Raw genomic sequence first — 18046 nt, 5'->3', positions numbered from 1 at the left:
TGATTGTGCTTAGAACTTTGAAGTGGTTCTGTTCAAGTAATATTCTAACACTTCTAGAACCGCCCTTTCCTTTATTTCTAATTTAATTATAACATGAAACGGCTTTCACCTCAAATATTATGTGTAATTTTAATCTTTTTGTTAGAAACACCAATGGTAACGGCATCTCCTTTAGCAACTCTCCCCATAAGAAGCTCTTCGGCTAAACCATCTTCTATTTCACGTTGAATGGCTTTACGTAAAGGTCTAGCCCCATATATGGGATCGAAACCAATTTCTGAAATGAGCTGAATTGCGCTTGGCGTTAATTTGACTTCAATGCCCTGCTCAAATAAGCGATTTATGAGAGATTTACTCATAATTTTAACAACTTCTCTAATTTCTTGAGCTGAAAGTGAATGAAAGACGATTGTTTCATCGATGCGATTCAGGAATTCAGGACGATAATGGCGCTTAAGTTCTTCCAGAATACGAGATTTCATTGCCTTATAATCGCTTTGAGCTGATTTTGCACCAAATCCAACTGTTTTGTCATCTCGCAATGCAGTTGCACCTAGGTTTGATGTCATGATAATAATCGTATTTCGGAAATCTACTTTCCGGCCTTTTGTATCCGTCACAAAACCATCATCGAGAATTTGCAACATAATATTGAAAACATCGGGGTGTGCTTTTTCAACTTCATCTAAGAGGACGACAGAGTATGGATGGTTACGAACACGCTCTGTCAGTTGACCACCTTCATCATAGCCAACATATCCAGGAGGGGCACCAATCAAACGTGAGGTTGAGAATTTTTCCATATATTCAGACATATCAATACGGATCATATTTTCTTCACTGCCAAATACACTTTCAGCCAAGGCCTTTGCAAGTTCAGTCTTTCCGACACCTGTTGGCCCTAAAAACATAAATGACCCCATTGGTCGTTTTTCGTCAGCGATGCCTGAACGAGCACGGCGAATTGACCGTGAGACAGCTGAAATCGCTTCCTCTTGGCCAATAACGCGCTTATGCAACTCCGCCTCTAATTTGATTAAGCGATCACTTTCTGTTTTTGTCATCTGTTTAACAGGAATACCAGTCAAATTACTGACCACACTGACAACAGCATCAGAACTGACCTTTTGCTTTTTAGGACTTGTCAGAGAGAACTTATTGATCTGTGTTGCCATTTCTTTTAATTCTGTCTCATAGCCACGCGCCTTTGCCACGTTTAATTCAGAAATAGATTGAGCTAACAATTGTTCTGTAACTTGGTATTTTTTTTCGAGTTCAACGAGTTTTGATTGATTATTTTTAGATGAAATTTTAACAGATGCCGCAGCTTCATCTAGCAAGTCAATCGCTTTGTCAGGTAATCTTCTACTTGGCATATACCGAATACTCAACTTAACTGCTTGAATAATTGCATCATTAGAAAAAACGACGTCATGATAATCTTCAAATTTTTCTTTTAAACCACTTAGAATTCCAATTGCATCCTCTTCATTGGGCTCATCAACATTTACTCGTGCAAAACGACGTTCAAGCGCTTCATCTTTTTCAATGTATTTTTGATATTCATGGTATGTTGTCGCCCCAATTAATTGGAAACTCCCCCGTGCGAGCGCTGGTTTCAAGATATTTGATGCATCGGTGACAGAGTCCATCCCACCACCTGCGCCAACTATCGTGTGTAATTCATCGATAAAAACAATGACGTTGTGAGCTTGACTGACTTCATCAACAATTGCAGTCAAACGGTCCTCAAATTCTCCTCGGAATTTTGTACCTGCAACAACCGCGGCCATATTTAATGACATGATACGATTGTCTATTAACCCAAGTGGAACATCCCCGTTGGCAACCCGTGCAGCAAGTCCCTCAATGATGGCTGTTTTACCAACACCTGGTTCGCCAACTAAAACAGGATTATTTTTAGTTCGGCGGCTTAGAATATGTATCAAACGTTCAATTTCTTTTTCGCGACCAATCATTGGGTCTAGTTTGCCTTCAAGAGCCAATTGAGTTAAATTAGTTGATACTGTATCTAACGTGGGAGTCGTCGAATTTCCATCAGCCGAATGTGATAAATCTCGTTTCGACATTGGCGTAACCGCCTTCTTATTTTTGGGGGCTTTTATTTGTGTCCGTTTTTTCAAATCATCACGTAAATTTTTCACTGAAATTTTTTGCAATTTCAATAATTGACTGGCCGATCCTTGATCATTTTGCAAAATTGAATAGAGCAAGTGTTCAGAACCGATAACCTCAGTTCCATTGTTGGTCGCAATATTATATGCCTCTTCAATAATCGCTTCGACACGAGGTGATAACTTGATCTTATCTTTTTTAACTTTATTTTGACTTGTAATTTCTTCAAGATCAAGGAGCATATCTTCTGGATCAACATTTTGATTCATTAATATCGTATAGGCAATTGAACCTGGGATTGTTGTCATAGCTGACAGCAGGTGACCACTCTCAACTAAAGCAAAGCGGTATTGGTGCGCTAAGTCTTTGGCTTTTTCAAAGATTCGAGTAGCTACCTCTGTCAATTCATAATCGTAATACGTCATTTTATTCGTCCCTATCTAATCTTTGAATAATTTTTTTCATCATTTGACTTCTAAGCAAGGGATTAATTGCTTCATCTGTGATGACAAGCAATAATAAATTTCCTTCTCTTTCGCTCAGTACTTTTTCATCAAACATTAATTGAATAATATCATGTGCCACACTTGGCAATAAACTCACAGGCATTTTCTGGTAAAGGTCAATTAAAAACTCATGACGTGCAGAGTAATGGTATTTCACAATTCTGATGTATCCCCCGCCACCACGCTTTGATTCGACATCAAACCCTTTTGATGCAGTAAAACGTGTTTTGATGACATAATTTATTTGTGAAGGTACTACATCAAATTGATTGGCCAAATCGACTCTTTTAATTTCTATCTCTGGCTCATCTTCGAGGAGCTTTCTCAAATAGGCTTCGATAATATCGGACGTGTTAGGTGTTGTCATTTTTGCTCCTTTTCTTTACTTTGATTATTAATAATTTTCTTTGACCTTTATTGACTATTTTAACGTTTTATTTCTTGAGATACAAATAAAAGCTATTAATGACAGCTATAGGGGCTTAATATATGTTCATTGCTTCTGGGAGTAAAATAAATTTCCTGCAAGATTTGATAAATGTTGCCAGGTTAATTGTCCAAAATGCTAAAAAAATGAAAAAAAAAGTCTTTAAAGACTTTTAATTTCGTTTAATCAACTTCAAGAATTTTAACTTGCATTTCCCCGACAGGTAAAGGAATTATAACGGTGTCTCCAACTTTACGACCAATTAAGGTACGGGCAATCGGTGATTCATTAGAAATTTTACCTGTGAATGGATCCGCTTCAGCTGTACCAACAATTTGATAGGTTTCTGTGTCTTTTTCACCTAATTCTTGGAAAGTTACTGTTTTACCAAGAGAAACTTCATCTTTCGCAACGGAAGTTGAGTCTACAATTTCGGCATAACGAATCATTGTTTCAACTGTTGAAATGCGGCCTTCGATGAATGCTTGCTCGTCTTTCGCTGCCTCATATTCAGAGTTTTCAGAGAGATCCCCATAACCACGAGCTACTTTAATACGGTCAATGACTTCTGGACGTTTTACCAATTTCAGATTTTCAAGTTCTTGTTGCAATTTTGCAAGACCATCTGCGGTCATTTGATATGTTTTTTCAACCATTTTTATTGCTATTCCTTTTAATTATTAAATTTTAAATGTTATTATTTTAATTTACTATTGACATATTTTTGGACATTGACATTTTGTTCTTCAAGCGTTTTCGCAAAATAAACCTTACCTGTAGTAACATCCGCAACAAAATAGTAATATTGATTTTTAGTCGGATTAAGTACAGCTTTAATTGACGAGAGACTTGGTGAATCAATTGGTCCAGGTCCATAGCCTTTATACATGTAGGTATTGTAAGGCGAATTAAGTGAAGTGTTTACAGAAGCGTCTTGCTTAAGCGTTGTCGAAGTACCAAGCTTACCTTCAGCATATAGGATTGTGGTGTTCGAATCCAAAGTCATACCAGCAGCAATACGATTATTAAATGTCCCTGCCACATTCCGACGACCGTCATCATTGTTTGCTTCTTTTTCAACAATGGAGGAAAGGCTCAAAACCTCATTGACAGTCATGTTACTTTTTGTCATTTGAGCATAATAAGGCGTTAATTGGGTATTCATTGCTTGAATCATACTTGTAGCAACTGTCTCTGCAGTAGAGTTTTTAGTATACTCATACGTAGCCGGGAAGAGATAGCCCTCGAGTTGATACTTGACACCGGTTGACAGTTCTGGCAACGAAGCAAATAAGGTGGGGTACGCATTTTTCATTTTGGAAATAAATGACGCATCTTGCACAACTTTCATGAACTCCGCTTCAGTAAATGGTGTTTTACCATTCTTCACAGCAGCATTAATCGTTACTTGTTTGGCTATCTGGGTAAGGGTTAAACCTTCAGGAATTGTAATTTTTCCTAAAATTGGTTCGACCGGTTTTTCAGTTCCTCCAGCTTCCAATTCTTTGGCAATACTTGATAAGCTCATATTCGGAGATAAGTTGTAATAACCCGATTTAAAACCAGTATAATTTTGGAATTTCGTATAATATTGGAAAATCATACCATTTTTAATGATACCACTTTTTTCTAATATGGTTCCAATTTGTTTAGAACTGGCCCCAACTGGAATATTCACTGCTTTTACAGTACTATCATTAGGATTCAGTGGCTGAACCCCTGTTTTCACAAAATTATAGCCATACCACCCCGTTGCACCTGCAGCCAAAATCAAAACGATGACGATAACGGCAATGATTCGACCTGCAGTATTCTTAGGTTGCTTTTGTTTTGGCTTTTTTCCACGTTTTGATGGTTTAGAATTTTTTCGGTAAGATTTCGATGGCTTTTGTACCATTTTTTCATCCTCTTTCGTCATATCCACTGTTGAAGCTTTTGCGTTTCCACGCGAAAAATGTTGAGGTGTGACTTCCTTGTTTTCAAATTCTGAATCAGCTTCAGCAGTTGAAGGCTGATTATGCTTTGGCACATCAAAATGATAGGGTTCATTCGAAGCATGTAAAAATTCATGTCGAATGGCTTTTTCATCCCTCGTAAATTCACTCTCTGTCGACTTGTGGTCTCCATTGATCTTAGAATTCACTTTTTCTGTCGAAAAATTCTGTGCAAAATTATCTAACTTAGATTTTCTTGAAAATTTATCCGGGTCTAGACGCTCAATTGAATCATCAACTGGGGCCTTACCTTCGTTGCTTTCTTCAAGCTGACGAAGGATTTTTTCTTTAAAACTTTCTCTTGAAAACTCAGTTGTTTCTTTTTCAACCAAATTTCTTCTCCTTGAATTATGAATGTAATGAGCTAGATTTCAATTTGTAAAGTATGAAAATTTGAATAGTCACCGACTATTCAATTCTCATGGCTTCGTTTACATTCTAATTGTAATGAATTTTATTTAATTTTACAACCAGAAAGGAATATTCATAAAAGTGAGGCCGATGACCCCACTTTTTTAAATTTAGTCTTCGTCGTCTACTTCATCATCGTCTTCGTCGTCATCTTCGACTTCAATTTCGACATCATCATCAACATTATCCAATTCGACTTCTTTAAGTTCAGCATCGTATGCTTCAACTTCATCTTTTTCGTCGTCAGGATTTTCATCGTCATATACGATTTCATCTGCAGGATCTGCATCTGTTGCTTCATCTTCAGGATCGATTTCATCTTCGATTCCGAAAGCATTAACTTTACTCCGTTTTTTGATTGGTTTTTCATCCTCATCATCAAGTTCATCGAGGGCGATAACTTCTTCATCAATTTCGTCAATCGCATACCATGAACGTAATGCCCAGACGTTGTTTCCAAGCGGAATAAAACTTCCATCAATGTTCATTTCTGCATAGAAACGAGCAATACTTGATTTGATTTCATCATCTGATTTTTTTAAGTAATCTTGAACGGCATTCAAAATTTCAGCAAAAGTTAATTCTTTCCCATTTTGTTCCAAGATAGCATGGGCGACTTCAATCATTGAAAGTTCGTCGATTTTTTGTCCTTCTAAGGCTGTAATTTTCAACTTTTAGCTCTCTTTCCGTTTTCTCTTATTGTAATATCTTATATCAATTTTGAGTCACTGTCAATACGTAATCCTTCACAGTGACATTTTAAAGTGTTTTTTTAATAATTTTTAATCAATTAGTAATGCATTAATACTTTATAGTCGTAATCACCAATTTTTTCACGACCTTTGAGTTCATCAAGTTCAATTAAGAATGCACATCCGACAACAACTCCGCCAAGTTTTTCTATCATTTCAATTGTAGCCTTGACTGTACCACCTGTCGCGAGTAAATCATCAACAATCAAAACACGTTGGCCTGGCTTAATACTATCTGCATGCATTGTTAATGTATCTGTTCCATATTCTTTTTCGTATTCAGCAGAGATAACTTCACGTGGCAATTTACCTGGTTTACGCACAGGAGCAAAACCAACACCAAGTGCAAAAGCAACTGGGCAGCCAATGATAAATCCGCGCGCTTCTGGACCTACGACCATGTCAATTTGTTTGTCTCGCGCGTATTGAACAATTTCTGTTGCAGCATAATTATAAGCATTGCCATCTGCCATCAATGGAGAAATGTCACGAAAGACAATTCCTTCTTTAGGGTAATCATTAATGGTTGCAATATAATCTTTAAGTTCCATTGTTTTAATGTCTCAAACGCTTGTCCACCTCATTTGGCAGGCAAGTCAGATTTCGACTTCTCCTTTTTTTAAAGTATGGTAAATTTCTTTTACGGGTGCGAGCGCAAACATTTCTTGAGCTTTTACAAGTTTTTTTAGTTCCTGATATATTTGACTTTCAGAAATTTCGTGTTTAGCTGCATGTTTATTGACTTTCATAAGGCCATCGTTTATTTCGACAAAATTCAATTCTTGGAAAACCTGGATCATTTTAACGAGCAAAATCTCAGGGATTTTTAAATAATCTGCCAGTGATTTTAACTTAAAACGAATATCAAATTCAGGAAATTGATAAATGGCTTTATACAATTTTGCAAATTGTTCTCGTGTTCCAAATCCAGTTAAATAATAAGCTTTATCGACCCTATTTTGGAAATAAATCAATTGAACATTTGGAGCTGAAATTGCATTAGTCAGTGCTGACAAACCTTCATCCGTTGTTGGCATTTCTGCCAAAATAAGCACTTCTTCTATTATATCATTTTTTATTGTATTATTTGCAAAAACTGTTGCGTTTTCTGGGAATTTTATTTGATGACTTCTGACATCAATCAATTCAACACCTTCGGCTTGAGCATCTTCAATCATTAATTGCAGACTGGTATTGCCATTCCATGTATTTGATGACAGCGTAACTGCTAGAGAGGTTTCTGCTTGTTCAAATTCAAGTTGCTCTTCACCATGACCGAAAAAGACGGCATCAAGTGTTGTTTTACCTTGCATTAATCTTAATTTTAAATGGCTATTATCTTTACCCATACTCCGACTTTGAACAACCTCAAAGTCTCGAACTAAGAATTTCGGCTTCGGATTGTCCATTCCAAAAGGTCCCACTTTTCTTAACCCCTCGATTGTCATCAATGACAAGTCCGAAAGTTGAACTGCCTTTGTCAAAACTAGACTATTTTTTTGATTTATATCTAAATTATTTTCGGAAATATAATCAATCAATGCCTTTTTAACAGCTTCTACATTTTCAAGCGCCAAGGTCATTCCTGCAGCCTGCTTGTGTCCCCCAAATGCAATAAATAATTCACGGTGTGAGTCAAGCGCTTTAAAAATATCGTAGGATTCAATCGAGCGTGCCGATCCTCTTAAAATGTTATCTTCTAAAGCTAACATGATAACAGGCTTGTGAACTTTTTCCAACAATCGACCAGCCACGATTCCTAATACACCTTTGTGCCAACCTTCATGGTAAAGTATCTGAACTGGTTCATCTGTTAACATCATCAAGGCTTCATTGTAAATTTTATCCACAATGGCTTTGCGTTCAGTATTTTTATCCTCTATCATTTGGGCAATCTGACTAGCCTCATCTTCGTCCCATCCTGTTAATAATTCAACTGCAGGGTTAGGGTCGTCTAGCCTGCCAAGGGCATTCAATCGTGGTGCAATTTGGAAACCGACTGTATCTTCATTGACGTTATCAAAATCACAACCTGCTATCCGCATGAGTTCTTGCAGTCCCGCTCGTTCGGTATTCGCTAAAATTTTTAGTCCAAAAGAAACTAAGGTTCGATTTTCATCCGTCAAGGAAACCATATCAGCAATCGTTCCAATGGCAACCAAATCTAACATTTCCGATGGAATATATTCCAATAAAGCACAAGCCACTTTGAAAGCAACTCCTACGCCTGCTAAATACTTGAAGGGATAAACACTATCTGGATGTTCTGGGTGAACAATGGCAAAAGCAGGAGGTAATATTGATGGCATGCTGTGGTGGTCAGTAATGATAACGTCGACTCCATTATTTTGTGCAAATTCAACGGCATCATAACCTGCTACTCCATTATCCACGGTAATGATTAAATCTATGCTTTCATTTTCAATGAAATATTTGTAAACTTCCAGATTCGGGCCGTAGCCATCTGTAAACCGATTGGGAAGGTAAACTTGAACTTCTGCTCCAAGTTCATCTAATGCTGTTTTCATAACTGAACTAGCCGTCATACCATCAGCATCGTAATCTCCGTAAATCAAAATATTTTCGCCGTTTTCAATGGCATGCAATATTCGTGAGACTGCCTTATCCATATCGTGCAATAAATAGGGGTCGTGTAAGTTTTCTAAATTAGGGTTTAAAAATTTTTCTATTTCAGTTCCTGAATGAATGCCCCTTTGCCACAAAATTTGACTCGCAACTGAATCTAGCTGATACTTTTTTACTGTTTTTAAAAATTCTTCTGGAAGGTCAGTATCATTAACATTCCATGTATAATTTGCTTTTATCATTTTCTTATTATTCTCTATTTTAAAATTTATTTTACTTAAAATTAAAAAATCGAACCGCTAAGTAATCAAGCAGAGTAGGGGCAATTGCCCTAAGTTTCGCTATAACAGTCATTTGCCAAGGCAAATTGATTTCACGTTTATTTTTGCCTAATGCGCTGATTATCTTTGCCGCAACTTTATCAGAAGTAATGGCATTTGAACCTACTTTTTTCAGGTAGGCTTGATTGTCAGCATGAAATTTCGTTTTAACTGGGCCACTATTAACTGTTGTAACAATCAAATCCGGTCGCTCCATGCGATAGGCATCTGAAAAAGCAATCAATGCTGCTTTTGAGGCCGCATAAATCGTCGATTTTGCACTTGGAATTTTTCCTGCTATGGAGGCAATATTTATTAATTGTACCTTTGGGTTGAAAAAACGAATGCATTGAATTGGAAAAATTGAATTGATCTCAAATTGATCTTCAATCTCTTGATCTGTCAGCGCTGACAGCTCTTTAAACAAGCCAAAACCGGCGTTGTTAATTAAGATATCAACCGAAATTGGTTGGGCATTATGAACCGCTCTATTTTCCAATAATTCGACATTTGTGAGATGACCATATTTTTCTTTCAAACTTTCGATATTCCGCGAAAGTAGGATCAGATGATCGTTAGGCAGGGCTTGAATCAGGGCAGCGGCAATATCTCCTGTTGCTCCTGTGATAGCAATTGTTCTAGTCAATTTTTTCCTCATAAAAATCTTTAACAACAAATGAATTCTCGTGGACCAATTGAGCTTCTTTTACTAATTGTCCAACTAAGGGGCCAACGTATCGTGCACTGATATGAGTCAGTAAAAGTCGTTTTACACCAGCCTCTTGTGCCACATCAGCTGCTTGTTTGGATGTCGAATGACCATGATTACGCGCCATTTTACTTTCACTTGCTTCATAAGTCGCCTCGTGAACCAGCAAATCCGCCCCCCAACCCAAGCGAACAGCGGAATTCGTTTTGCGTGTGTCTCCTAAAATTGTCACGATTTTACCTTGTTTGTCCTCACCAACAAAATCTTTAGGATCAAAAATCTGATTGTTATACTCAACAGTTTGCCCTTTTTTTATTTTGCCAAAAAGTGGTCCAAACGGCAACCCAGCTGCTTTTAATGCCTCCGCGTCAAGCTCACCCGCCCGATTTTTTTGAACCACGCGATAGCCCAAACAGAAAATTGTATGGTCAAGTAAATCTGTATACACTTCAAATGAATCATCTTCAAAAATTTTTCCCGCCGTACTTATTTCATGAAAATTAATTCGATAGCCAAGTTTTGAACCTGACAACTTCAAACTTGTTAGGACAAAATTTTTAATCCCGACAGGTCCATAAATTTCCAAATCTGTTTGTTCATCAGAAGACTGAAAGCTTCTACTCGAAAGAAAACCTGGAAGTCCAAAAATATGGTCTCCGTGCATGTGTGTGATAAAAATTTTAGTAATTTTACGAGGCTTGATTGTCGTATTTAATATCTGGTGCTGTGTCGCTTCACCACAATCAAAAAGCCAAATTTCATTTCGTTCATCAAGCAATTTAAGTGCTATTGCTTGCGTATTGCGACTTTTAGAAGGTTGTCCTGCACTTGTTCCCAAAAATTGGATTTCCATTATTCACCCCTTGTTTTGCTCACAGATGAAAAAAATATTGCGAAAAATCACAATATCCGATTTCAAATTCTGTTAAATGAAAGAGCTTAATCGCCCATAAATTGCACCTTGGCAATCTATGCGTCCGGAGGGAATCGAACCCCCATCGCAAGAACCGGAATCTCGCGTGATATCCATTACACTACGGACGCTTATTCAACTTCTCTATTTTACAGGAATTTAGAGAAAAATTCAAGTAGATCAAAATGAAATAAAAAAGTGCTGAAATCAGCACTTTTTTATTCGTCGTATCGATGGGCTTCTGCTTGATCAAAGTCTTCTTCAATAATTATTTGAGCTGCCCAAGCTGGCTTACCAACCAAATCTCTACATCTTTTCAAGATTTATTGTTTTTGAGACTTTTATATAAACCTTTTAGCCCAATAAAATCGGTCGCTTCGCCTAGGACAACCCTCGCACGATCGAGATAGTGTTCATCAATGTTATCATCTGAAAAATCGTCCCAAAATTGTACTTTTGACATTCTTGGATCTAAGAAGGTAAAAAACGGGACAAGTCCGTCACTAAATAACTTTTCATAAAAGGCCACTAAATTTGAACTTTGATTTTAATCATGGGTGATTATTATTTTTGTTTTGCCGCTGTTAAGGCAGTCATAATTTGAGTGCGCAAATCTTCTGCACCTTGAGCTCCACCAGGCAAGAAGATGGTAGAATTTCCTCGATCTGCAAACTGATTCAGTGTATCCAAGTATTGGTTAGTCAAGAGAATTGACATAATTTGTTCTTCATCAAGATCAACACCAATTTTCTTAATTTCGGTAATTTGTTGTGCAAGACCATCAACAATCGCTTTACGTTGTTCAGCAATACCCACACCATGTAAACGATCTTTCTCAGCTTCAGCTTCGGCGGCTGTAACCACTTGAATTTTATTCGCATTAGCAAGCATTTGGGCTGCATCTTGTTTACGTTGTGCTGCATTAATGTCATTCATCGATTGCTTAACTTCGGCATCTGGTTCAACCTTTGTAATCAATGTTTTGACGATAATATAGCCATACGTTTGCATTTCTTCAGAAACTGTTTTTTGCACCTCAAGGGCAATCTCATCTTTTTTCTCAAAGACATCGTCCAAAATTAATTTTGGTACAGCTGAACGAATCGCATCTTCAATATAAGCCTTGATTTGTTCGCCAGGATTCATCAATTTGTAATAAGCATCTTTGATTGATTGTTCATTAACACGGTATTGAGTGGCGATATTCATTGTTACAAATACGTTATCGGCCGTTTTTGTTTCAACTGTCATTTCTGTTTGTAACAAACGAAGTTGAATGCGTGCTGCAATCCGGTCAATTCCCCATGGTAGTTTTAAGTGAAAACCTGCATTGGCAGTTGCCTGATACTTCCCAAAGCGTTCGATAATCGCAACAGTTTGTTGTTTTACAACATAGGCCAATGTACTGAAACTTGCAATTAAAATAATCAAGATGACAGCTAAAATGGTCAATGGAACGATAAGTACTGACATAAAAAACCTCCTTTTGCACCAACTTTGTCAGTGCGAATAAATTTTTACATCACCATTATATCATTAATTTTTAAACAAAATGAAAAATTTCCCAAAATTGGGAAATCTTTTTTAGATAAATTTCTTAATAAACAAATAGAAAAGTTTTTGATGAAACTGAAGGGTCGGTTTTTCAAAATATCCAACTTTTTCCGCACTCTCAAACAAATCGTCTATATTGTAACTTGAAAGGCGCATATACTGATCATTTTCCGCTAAGTCGGTTAATGCTGACAAACTTTCCATTGATTCGAATGGCGTCTTAAAGTGGGCAGGCCGCATTAAAATTTGATGTTCTGATTGACAAATCAAATAGTCAGGAAATATCTGAGAAATTTCAAAAAGTAATTCACGACTAATCTTTATTGGAAATTCACTAAAAACGATTGCTTCTTCTTTATCATTTTTGAAACAAAAACCGAACGACTTTCCAGACAAATTTAAGCGGATAAAACGAAAGTTTTCTGTGTTCTGCTTTCCTTCTAAATGAAAATTCGGATCATCTTGAAACAAATCCAATGCTTTCGACAAGGAAAAAAAATAGTCTGTTGCCTCTTTGGGACTTCTTTTCTGATACAATTCTGCAAAATAAGCGTTTAAGACACTTGCGGGTGGTGTTACGAGAAGCTTTTTGTCTTCCTCATTCGTTAACGAAGCCAAACGATTTTCTAAAAAAACACGATCTTGTTCCATAAAACCGCCATATTTCATTGCTAAATCTAGCCATTTTTTATTCATTTTTTTCTTTCTAACTCTTATTCTTTTATCATCCTATTATATCACTTCGGAAATTATTCTTCGAGGAATTTTGTAACCTGTTCTGTCACATTTTGTGGATATGAATCTGAAAAAACATCATAAAAGTTAACATCCATCCGATTTTTAAACCATGTTAATTGGCGTTTGGCATAGCGACGTGAATTTCTTTTAACCAGCTCAATGGCCTCCTCAAGCGACATTTCATTTCGAAAATATGGAAAAAATTCCTTATATCCAATTGCTTTTGCCGCTTGAGCATCTTTATGATTTTCAAAAAGTCTTTTCGCTTCTTCAAGCAAGCCTTTTTCAGTCATTAAATCAACGCGTTGATTAATCCGATTATACAAAATTGAACGATCGGCATTCAGACCGATCAATAAGAAATCGAATTCTGAGCCTTGGTTTTCTCCCTCACCAAAAGCTTCCAATTCAAGTGCTCTAATTGCTCTGCGGCGATTCATTTCTTGAATTTCAATCGACTTGTCAGCAACTAGTTTGAAGAGTTCATCATCAGTCATTAATGATAACTTAGCACGCAATTGTAACATTTCGTCATGCCTCTCCTGACCTCCAAGGTGATAGCCTTCAATTAATGATTGGATGTAAAGTCCGGTCCCTCCGACAATAACAGCGAGCTTCCCTTTATCTTGAATTTCTTTAATGAGGTGATTGGCACTAATGACAAAATCATGAGCGGAGAAATTTTCATCAATATCTCGGACATCGATTAAGTGATGGATAGCGGCTTTCTGCTCCGCCTCCGTTGCCTTTGCAGTACCGATATCTAGTGTCCGATAAACTTGCTGCGAATCACCTGAAATTACTTCCCCATTGAATTTCTGACAAATCTGGATTCCCAATGCTGTTTTCCCAACAGCAGTCGGTCCAACAACAACAATTACTTTATTTCTCATTGATATTCCTTGCTATTTCTAATGCAATATACTATATTAAGTATAACATAAAGAAAAAACGATTCGTTTAATTGAGAAAGGAGCAATATGAACAAATTTGTTAAAGGCTATTTAGTCGGTAAATCAATCGAAATTGCCATAGCTACTGCCGCCCTGATTGTCGCCAAAGCGACTCATACTGTCAATGTCCAAGAAAAAGAAGATTTTCTAGATGAGCAACGAAAAAAGGCCCAACGTAAACGACTTTCGAGATAAAAAAAGAGCTTAAGCTCTTTTTTTATTTTTTATCCTTGATTTTATTTTTGAATTTGAGTGGTTTGATAACATCGGTAGTTGAAGGAACCCCTTTTTCTTCCATTTCATCACCATTCTCGGTTTCATGGTGCATTAAGCGTTCATGAATTTCAAGATTTCGAACATCTGACAAAACGAGCGGAACAGTTTCCATCGTAACTTCAGAGAATTGAAGCCCAAACCATCGCATTGGAGATGCCGTAAATTTCTTTATTGCAGCTTTAGTCATCAAAACAAAACGATCAAAGCCGCTCATCTGTCGAGCATTTGTTAGCTTCTCTTCAATCACGACGAATCTGAAATCTCCGACCTTACGTCCTGGTGTAATGCTGTAATCTTGATGCTGTTTAGGCAAGCGACCCGACTCCATTAAATCTGTCACAATCGTTCTCAAATAACGAGGAATTTCTTGTCGCATCCGGAAACCGAGATAAATCACAACACGAACAATATAATCAGTCCCCATCATGTCTACTTTATACTCAGCTGTGTAGGGCTCGTCAGTCACTTTTACATTAACAAACCAATACACTTTCGCACGTTTTGGTCGTTTATCTAGAATCGAATACAAGATGGAACGATCAATCCACTCGTGGTCCATTCGACTCGTCAGATAGACAACATTTGTTTGATACAAGTCAATAGTCGTGTCGTCACGCAACGCTTTCAACTGTCGTTTGTAGTCATTAATATTCAATGACTTGATATATTTAAAGACAATAGAATTGCCATGATGCCAAATATACATGACAAACATAATCATTAAAGCAATGATAACAACAACATAACCACCATGCAAGAATTTAATTGCTGAAGCAACGAAGAACATCCCTTCAATAAGAATAAAGAAAGACATAATTCCATGCGCCAGCCAATGAGGCAACCCTTTTTGAATTAAATAGTAAGAAAGTAAGATACTTGTCATTAACATGGTGACTGTGATAGCTAAGCCATAAGCAGCCTCCATATGTGCAGACGTTTTGAAATAAAGCACAATACAAGAAGTTACAATCCACAAAGCAAAATTGACGGCAGGAATATAAAGCTGACCCAACGTTTCCCCTGGATAATAAATTTTAAGCATTGGCAATAATTTTAAGCGGATCGCCTCAGAAACGAGTGTAAACGAACCCGAAATTAATGATTGCGAAGCTATAATCGAAGCGAACGTAGCCAGAATAACCGCGTAAAGCATAATTTCTGTAGGTAATATCGCAAAGAACGGATTGAGGCCACCAAGTTCTTGTCCACGGTGAGCAATCAGCCATGCCCCTTGACCACAATATGATAGGACAATACAAATTTTGACAAATGGCCAACTAACATGGATATTCCCTTTCCCAACATGCCCTAAGTCAGAATAAAGTGCTTCTGCCCCAGTCGTTGCAAGGAAAATTGAACCTAAAACGAAAAGGCCCGCCTTATTTTCTGGACTCACAAGGAGACGAACAGCATAATATGGATTGATTGCTTTAAAAATTTCAAGATTGCCAAATGAATTGATCAACCCTGTTATTCCCAAAAAAGCAAACCAAATAAACATTAAGGGTCCAAATATTTTACCTACGAATCCCGTACCAAACCGTTGAATTAAAAACAGAATCGCTAAAATAATCAGCGTTGTTACAACGACTACATTTTGATTACTGTATAATTCTGCAAGACTCGGAACACCTTTTAGACCTTCAATTGCCGAGGTCACTGTCACTGCTGGTGTCAATGCACCGTCAGATAATAAAGTAGCTCCACCAATCATGGCGGGAATAATTAACCATTTTGACATTTTACGAACCAAGGTAAAGAGTGAAAATATTCCACCTTCATGATGGTTATCTGCATTAAGCGCAATTAAGACATATTTTACAGTAGTAATCAAAGTTAAAGTCCAAATGATTAGACTCACTGCCCCCAGAATAAAATCTTCTGAGATGTGAGTCAAGCCCCCTTGGCCTTGAACAATTGATTGCATCGTATATAACGGACTTGTTCCGATGTCGCCATAAACGACACCGAGCGCGATAATAAACCCAGCTTTTGAAGCTTTATTAAATGATTTATTATGTGCAGTTTGACCCATAATAAAACCTCAACTTTCTTTACAAAAAAGTAACTTAATCCAATATTAATTGAATGAAACCATTATAGCAGATTATTATGAAAATCTTTCAAAAATATTGTTAATTAAAACAAAAAAAGAGAAATAAATTCTCCTTATTAATCTTTTAAAAGCCAATCAAGAGTAACAACCCCTAAATCGCTGATTTGTACACAATAATCAAGTAAAGGAACTCCAAAGTTATTCTCCCAAAATTTAACCGTATCCACGGCAACTGGTGGTTTAAGCAGAGCAGCTAAATCTTCCTGACTAAGAGACAATTTTATTCTGATATTCTTTATCTTATCACCAAGTTTTAATGGGGTTACGGAATATTCAAAACTCGTCATATTTTCATTCATTTCTTCTGAGTTTGTTTCAGAATCATCTGAAAAAATTGGAAATTCCTGTACCTCTTCATGGGGTTTAGAAATTTCTTTCTCAGGGATTAACACAACCAACTCTATCTTGTGGATTGCATCAATTATTTCTGATATGAGTTGTTCAGTTGGAAACTTCCTAAAAAACAAGTAGTCAGAGAGATTGGCACTGTCCATATGTAACTGCTTTGCCAGTTCAATAGTCGTAATCCGTTTTGTTTTCAATGTAGCACGAATTTCTTTGAGTTCTGCCACTTTTTTTTCGTCATTTTTCATCATCTTAGTCAACTTCTTTCCTCAATTGTCCTCAATGTCTTAAAAAAGTAAAAAAGTCTTAGGATATTCTAGTATTATAAAAAAATGTGAAAAAAAGCGACAAATGTAAAATATAATCTGCTTTTAATCGGTTTATATGCTATAATGTAGATATTTATGTTACAATATGACAAAAATAATCTCAATTCAACTTTTTGTAATCCATTAAATACACTTTGATTATATAACAGATTGATTATTTTGTCAATAATTTATCTAAATTTTTTGAGGAGAAATAAATAAATGACATTTTATGATCGTTTAAAGACGCTTGTCGTTGAATCTAAAAAATCATTCAACCAAGTAGAACGAGAGCTGGGTTATCCTCGAAACGCTTTGGCCAACTACCGTTTAGGTAAACAACCAAGTGCTAGACGTCTCTCTGAGCTCGCTGACTTTTTTGATGTTTCTGATGAATATTTGCTAGAAAAAAGCAATGACCGCGACCACAAAAAAATTCAGAAATTATTTAACAAATTAAATGATACAAATCGTCAAGCCGTTCTTGATTTTATACAAAATAAGTTGAATGAACAAGAAATTTCAGAAGTTGGTTACACAACTGTCACGATCACAAGTTTTATCTATCGTGGCGATTACGTGTGGCAACAGGGACGTTTGGATTCAAAGGTAGATATCCCCAGTGCTCAAGTTCCAGATGAATATGATATTGTTATCGAACCTGTTGGCTCAGACTTCTTCACAGAAGTAAAAGATGGCGACCTTTTATTCATCAAGTATGACCACAAAGTCGACCCTAATGAAGTCGGTGGTTTTATCTTTAATCACGAAAAATTTGTTAGAATTGTAACATCTGGCGGTCGTCTACTTTATGTCCATCAGGATAATCCTGATTTCAAACACTATGTAGAAGAAAACCATGCAGACGAAAAAGAATTCCCAGAATCTGTAATCGTTAATATTTTCCATACGCGGACACGTTCATGGGAAAAAGTGGAACATTAATATTAGAAATAAAAAAGTCAGAGTTCTGGCTTTTTTATTTTCTTTAATTTGATGTTC

The 18046-nt window shown here is 36.7% G+C and carries 17 protein-coding genes and 1 tRNA gene; 2 read left to right on the top strand and 16 right to left on the bottom strand.

Annotation, left to right across the window (positions count from 1 at the left end):
• Positions 1-110: 110 nt before the first annotated feature.
• From RT41_RS00245 to miaA, 14 genes are all read right to left on the bottom strand, one after another.
• Complete coding sequence (locus RT41_RS00245) at positions 111-2561, bottom strand: ATP-dependent Clp protease ATP-binding subunit (protein WP_096816799.1); 2451 nt, start codon at positions 2559-2561, stop codon at positions 111-113.
• Position 2562: 1 nt separating this feature from the next.
• Positions 2563-3009: a CtsR family transcriptional regulator gene (locus RT41_RS00240; protein ID WP_096816798.1), complete on the bottom strand. Its 447-nt coding sequence runs from the start codon at positions 3007-3009 to the stop codon at positions 2563-2565.
• Between the two features lie 242 nt (positions 3010-3251).
• Positions 3252-3725: a transcription elongation factor GreA gene (greA, locus tag RT41_RS00235; RefSeq protein WP_054639051.1), complete on the bottom strand. Its 474-nt coding sequence runs from the start codon at positions 3723-3725 to the stop codon at positions 3252-3254.
• 41 nt (positions 3726-3766) lie between these two features.
• Positions 3767-5395: an endolytic transglycosylase MltG gene (mltG, locus tag RT41_RS00230; protein WP_096816797.1), complete on the bottom strand. Its 1629-nt coding sequence runs from the start codon at positions 5393-5395 to the stop codon at positions 3767-3769.
• 189 nt (positions 5396-5584) lie between these two features.
• The gene (rpoE, locus tag RT41_RS00225; protein WP_096816796.1) at positions 5585-6145 is read right to left on the bottom strand and encodes a DNA-directed RNA polymerase subunit delta; all 561 of its coding nucleotides are present in this window, start codon (positions 6143-6145) and stop codon (positions 5585-5587) included.
• Between the two features lie 119 nt (positions 6146-6264).
• The gene (locus RT41_RS00220) at positions 6265-6777 is read right to left on the bottom strand and encodes an adenine phosphoribosyltransferase (protein WP_054639052.1); all 513 of its coding nucleotides are present in this window, start codon (positions 6775-6777) and stop codon (positions 6265-6267) included.
• A 45-nt stretch (positions 6778-6822) separates the two neighbouring features.
• On the bottom strand, positions 6823-9054 hold the full coding sequence (gene recJ / locus RT41_RS00215; RefSeq protein ID WP_096816795.1) for a single-stranded-DNA-specific exonuclease RecJ: 2232 nt from the start codon (positions 9052-9054) through the stop codon (positions 6823-6825).
• Positions 9055-9085: 31 nt separating this feature from the next.
• Complete coding sequence (locus RT41_RS00210; protein ID WP_096816794.1) at positions 9086-9790, bottom strand: SDR family NAD(P)-dependent oxidoreductase; 705 nt, start codon at positions 9788-9790, stop codon at positions 9086-9088.
• Positions 9771-10694: a ribonuclease Z gene (gene rnz / locus RT41_RS00205; protein WP_096816793.1), complete on the bottom strand. Its 924-nt coding sequence runs from the start codon at positions 10692-10694 to the stop codon at positions 9771-9773. The genes RT41_RS00210 and rnz overlap by 20 nt, the downstream gene beginning before the upstream one ends.
• A gap of 119 nt (positions 10695-10813) precedes the next feature.
• Positions 10814-10885: transfer RNA gene (locus tag RT41_RS00200), tRNA-Arg, on the bottom strand.
• Between the two features lie 185 nt (positions 10886-11070).
• Complete coding sequence (locus RT41_RS10400; protein WP_180752656.1) at positions 11071-11217, bottom strand: hypothetical protein; 147 nt, start codon at positions 11215-11217, stop codon at positions 11071-11073.
• Positions 11218-11318: 101 nt separating this feature from the next.
• Positions 11319-12227, bottom strand: a complete 909-nt coding sequence (locus RT41_RS00195; protein ID WP_096816792.1) for an SPFH domain-containing protein — start codon at positions 12225-12227, stop codon at positions 11319-11321.
• A 111-nt stretch (positions 12228-12338) separates the two neighbouring features.
• On the bottom strand, positions 12339-13004 hold the full coding sequence (locus RT41_RS00190) for a hypothetical protein (protein ID WP_096816791.1): 666 nt from the start codon (positions 13002-13004) through the stop codon (positions 12339-12341).
• A gap of 53 nt (positions 13005-13057) precedes the next feature.
• Complete coding sequence (gene miaA, locus RT41_RS00185; RefSeq protein ID WP_096816790.1) at positions 13058-13939, bottom strand: tRNA (adenosine(37)-N6)-dimethylallyltransferase MiaA; 882 nt, start codon at positions 13937-13939, stop codon at positions 13058-13060.
• Positions 13940-14026: 87 nt separating this feature from the next.
• On the opposite strand from miaA, the gene RT41_RS00180 reads away from it, so the two are divergent.
• A complete protein-coding gene (locus tag RT41_RS00180; RefSeq protein WP_096816789.1) occupies positions 14027-14194 on the top strand; it encodes a DUF3042 family protein in 168 nt (55 codons plus the stop codon).
• Positions 14195-14216: 22 nt separating this feature from the next.
• Here the strand turns inward: RT41_RS00180 and RT41_RS00175 are convergent, their stop codons facing one another.
• Together RT41_RS00175 and RT41_RS00170 are read right to left on the bottom strand one after the other, a co-directional pair.
• The gene (locus RT41_RS00175) at positions 14217-16310 is read right to left on the bottom strand and encodes a KUP/HAK/KT family potassium transporter (protein ID WP_096816788.1); all 2094 of its coding nucleotides are present in this window, start codon (positions 16308-16310) and stop codon (positions 14217-14219) included.
• A gap of 137 nt (positions 16311-16447) precedes the next feature.
• Complete coding sequence (locus tag RT41_RS00170; RefSeq protein WP_096816787.1) at positions 16448-16987, bottom strand: helix-turn-helix domain-containing protein; 540 nt, start codon at positions 16985-16987, stop codon at positions 16448-16450.
• Positions 16988-17266: 279 nt separating this feature from the next.
• Between RT41_RS00170 and RT41_RS10395 the strand changes: the two genes are divergently transcribed.
• Positions 17267-17989 carry a helix-turn-helix domain-containing protein gene (locus RT41_RS10395; protein ID WP_180752655.1) on the top strand — a complete coding sequence of 241 codons (723 nt, stop codon included), beginning with the start codon at positions 17267-17269 and terminating at the stop codon, positions 17987-17989.
• Positions 17990-18046: the final 57 nt, after the last annotated feature.

It is taken from the genome of Lactococcus fujiensis JCM 16395, from assembly GCF_002441655.1.
Lineage (GTDB): Bacteria > Bacillota > Bacilli > Lactobacillales > Streptococcaceae > Lactococcus > Lactococcus fujiensis.
Note: the sequence above shows the minus strand (reverse complement) of the source record. Positions and strands in the feature narration are given on the sequence as shown.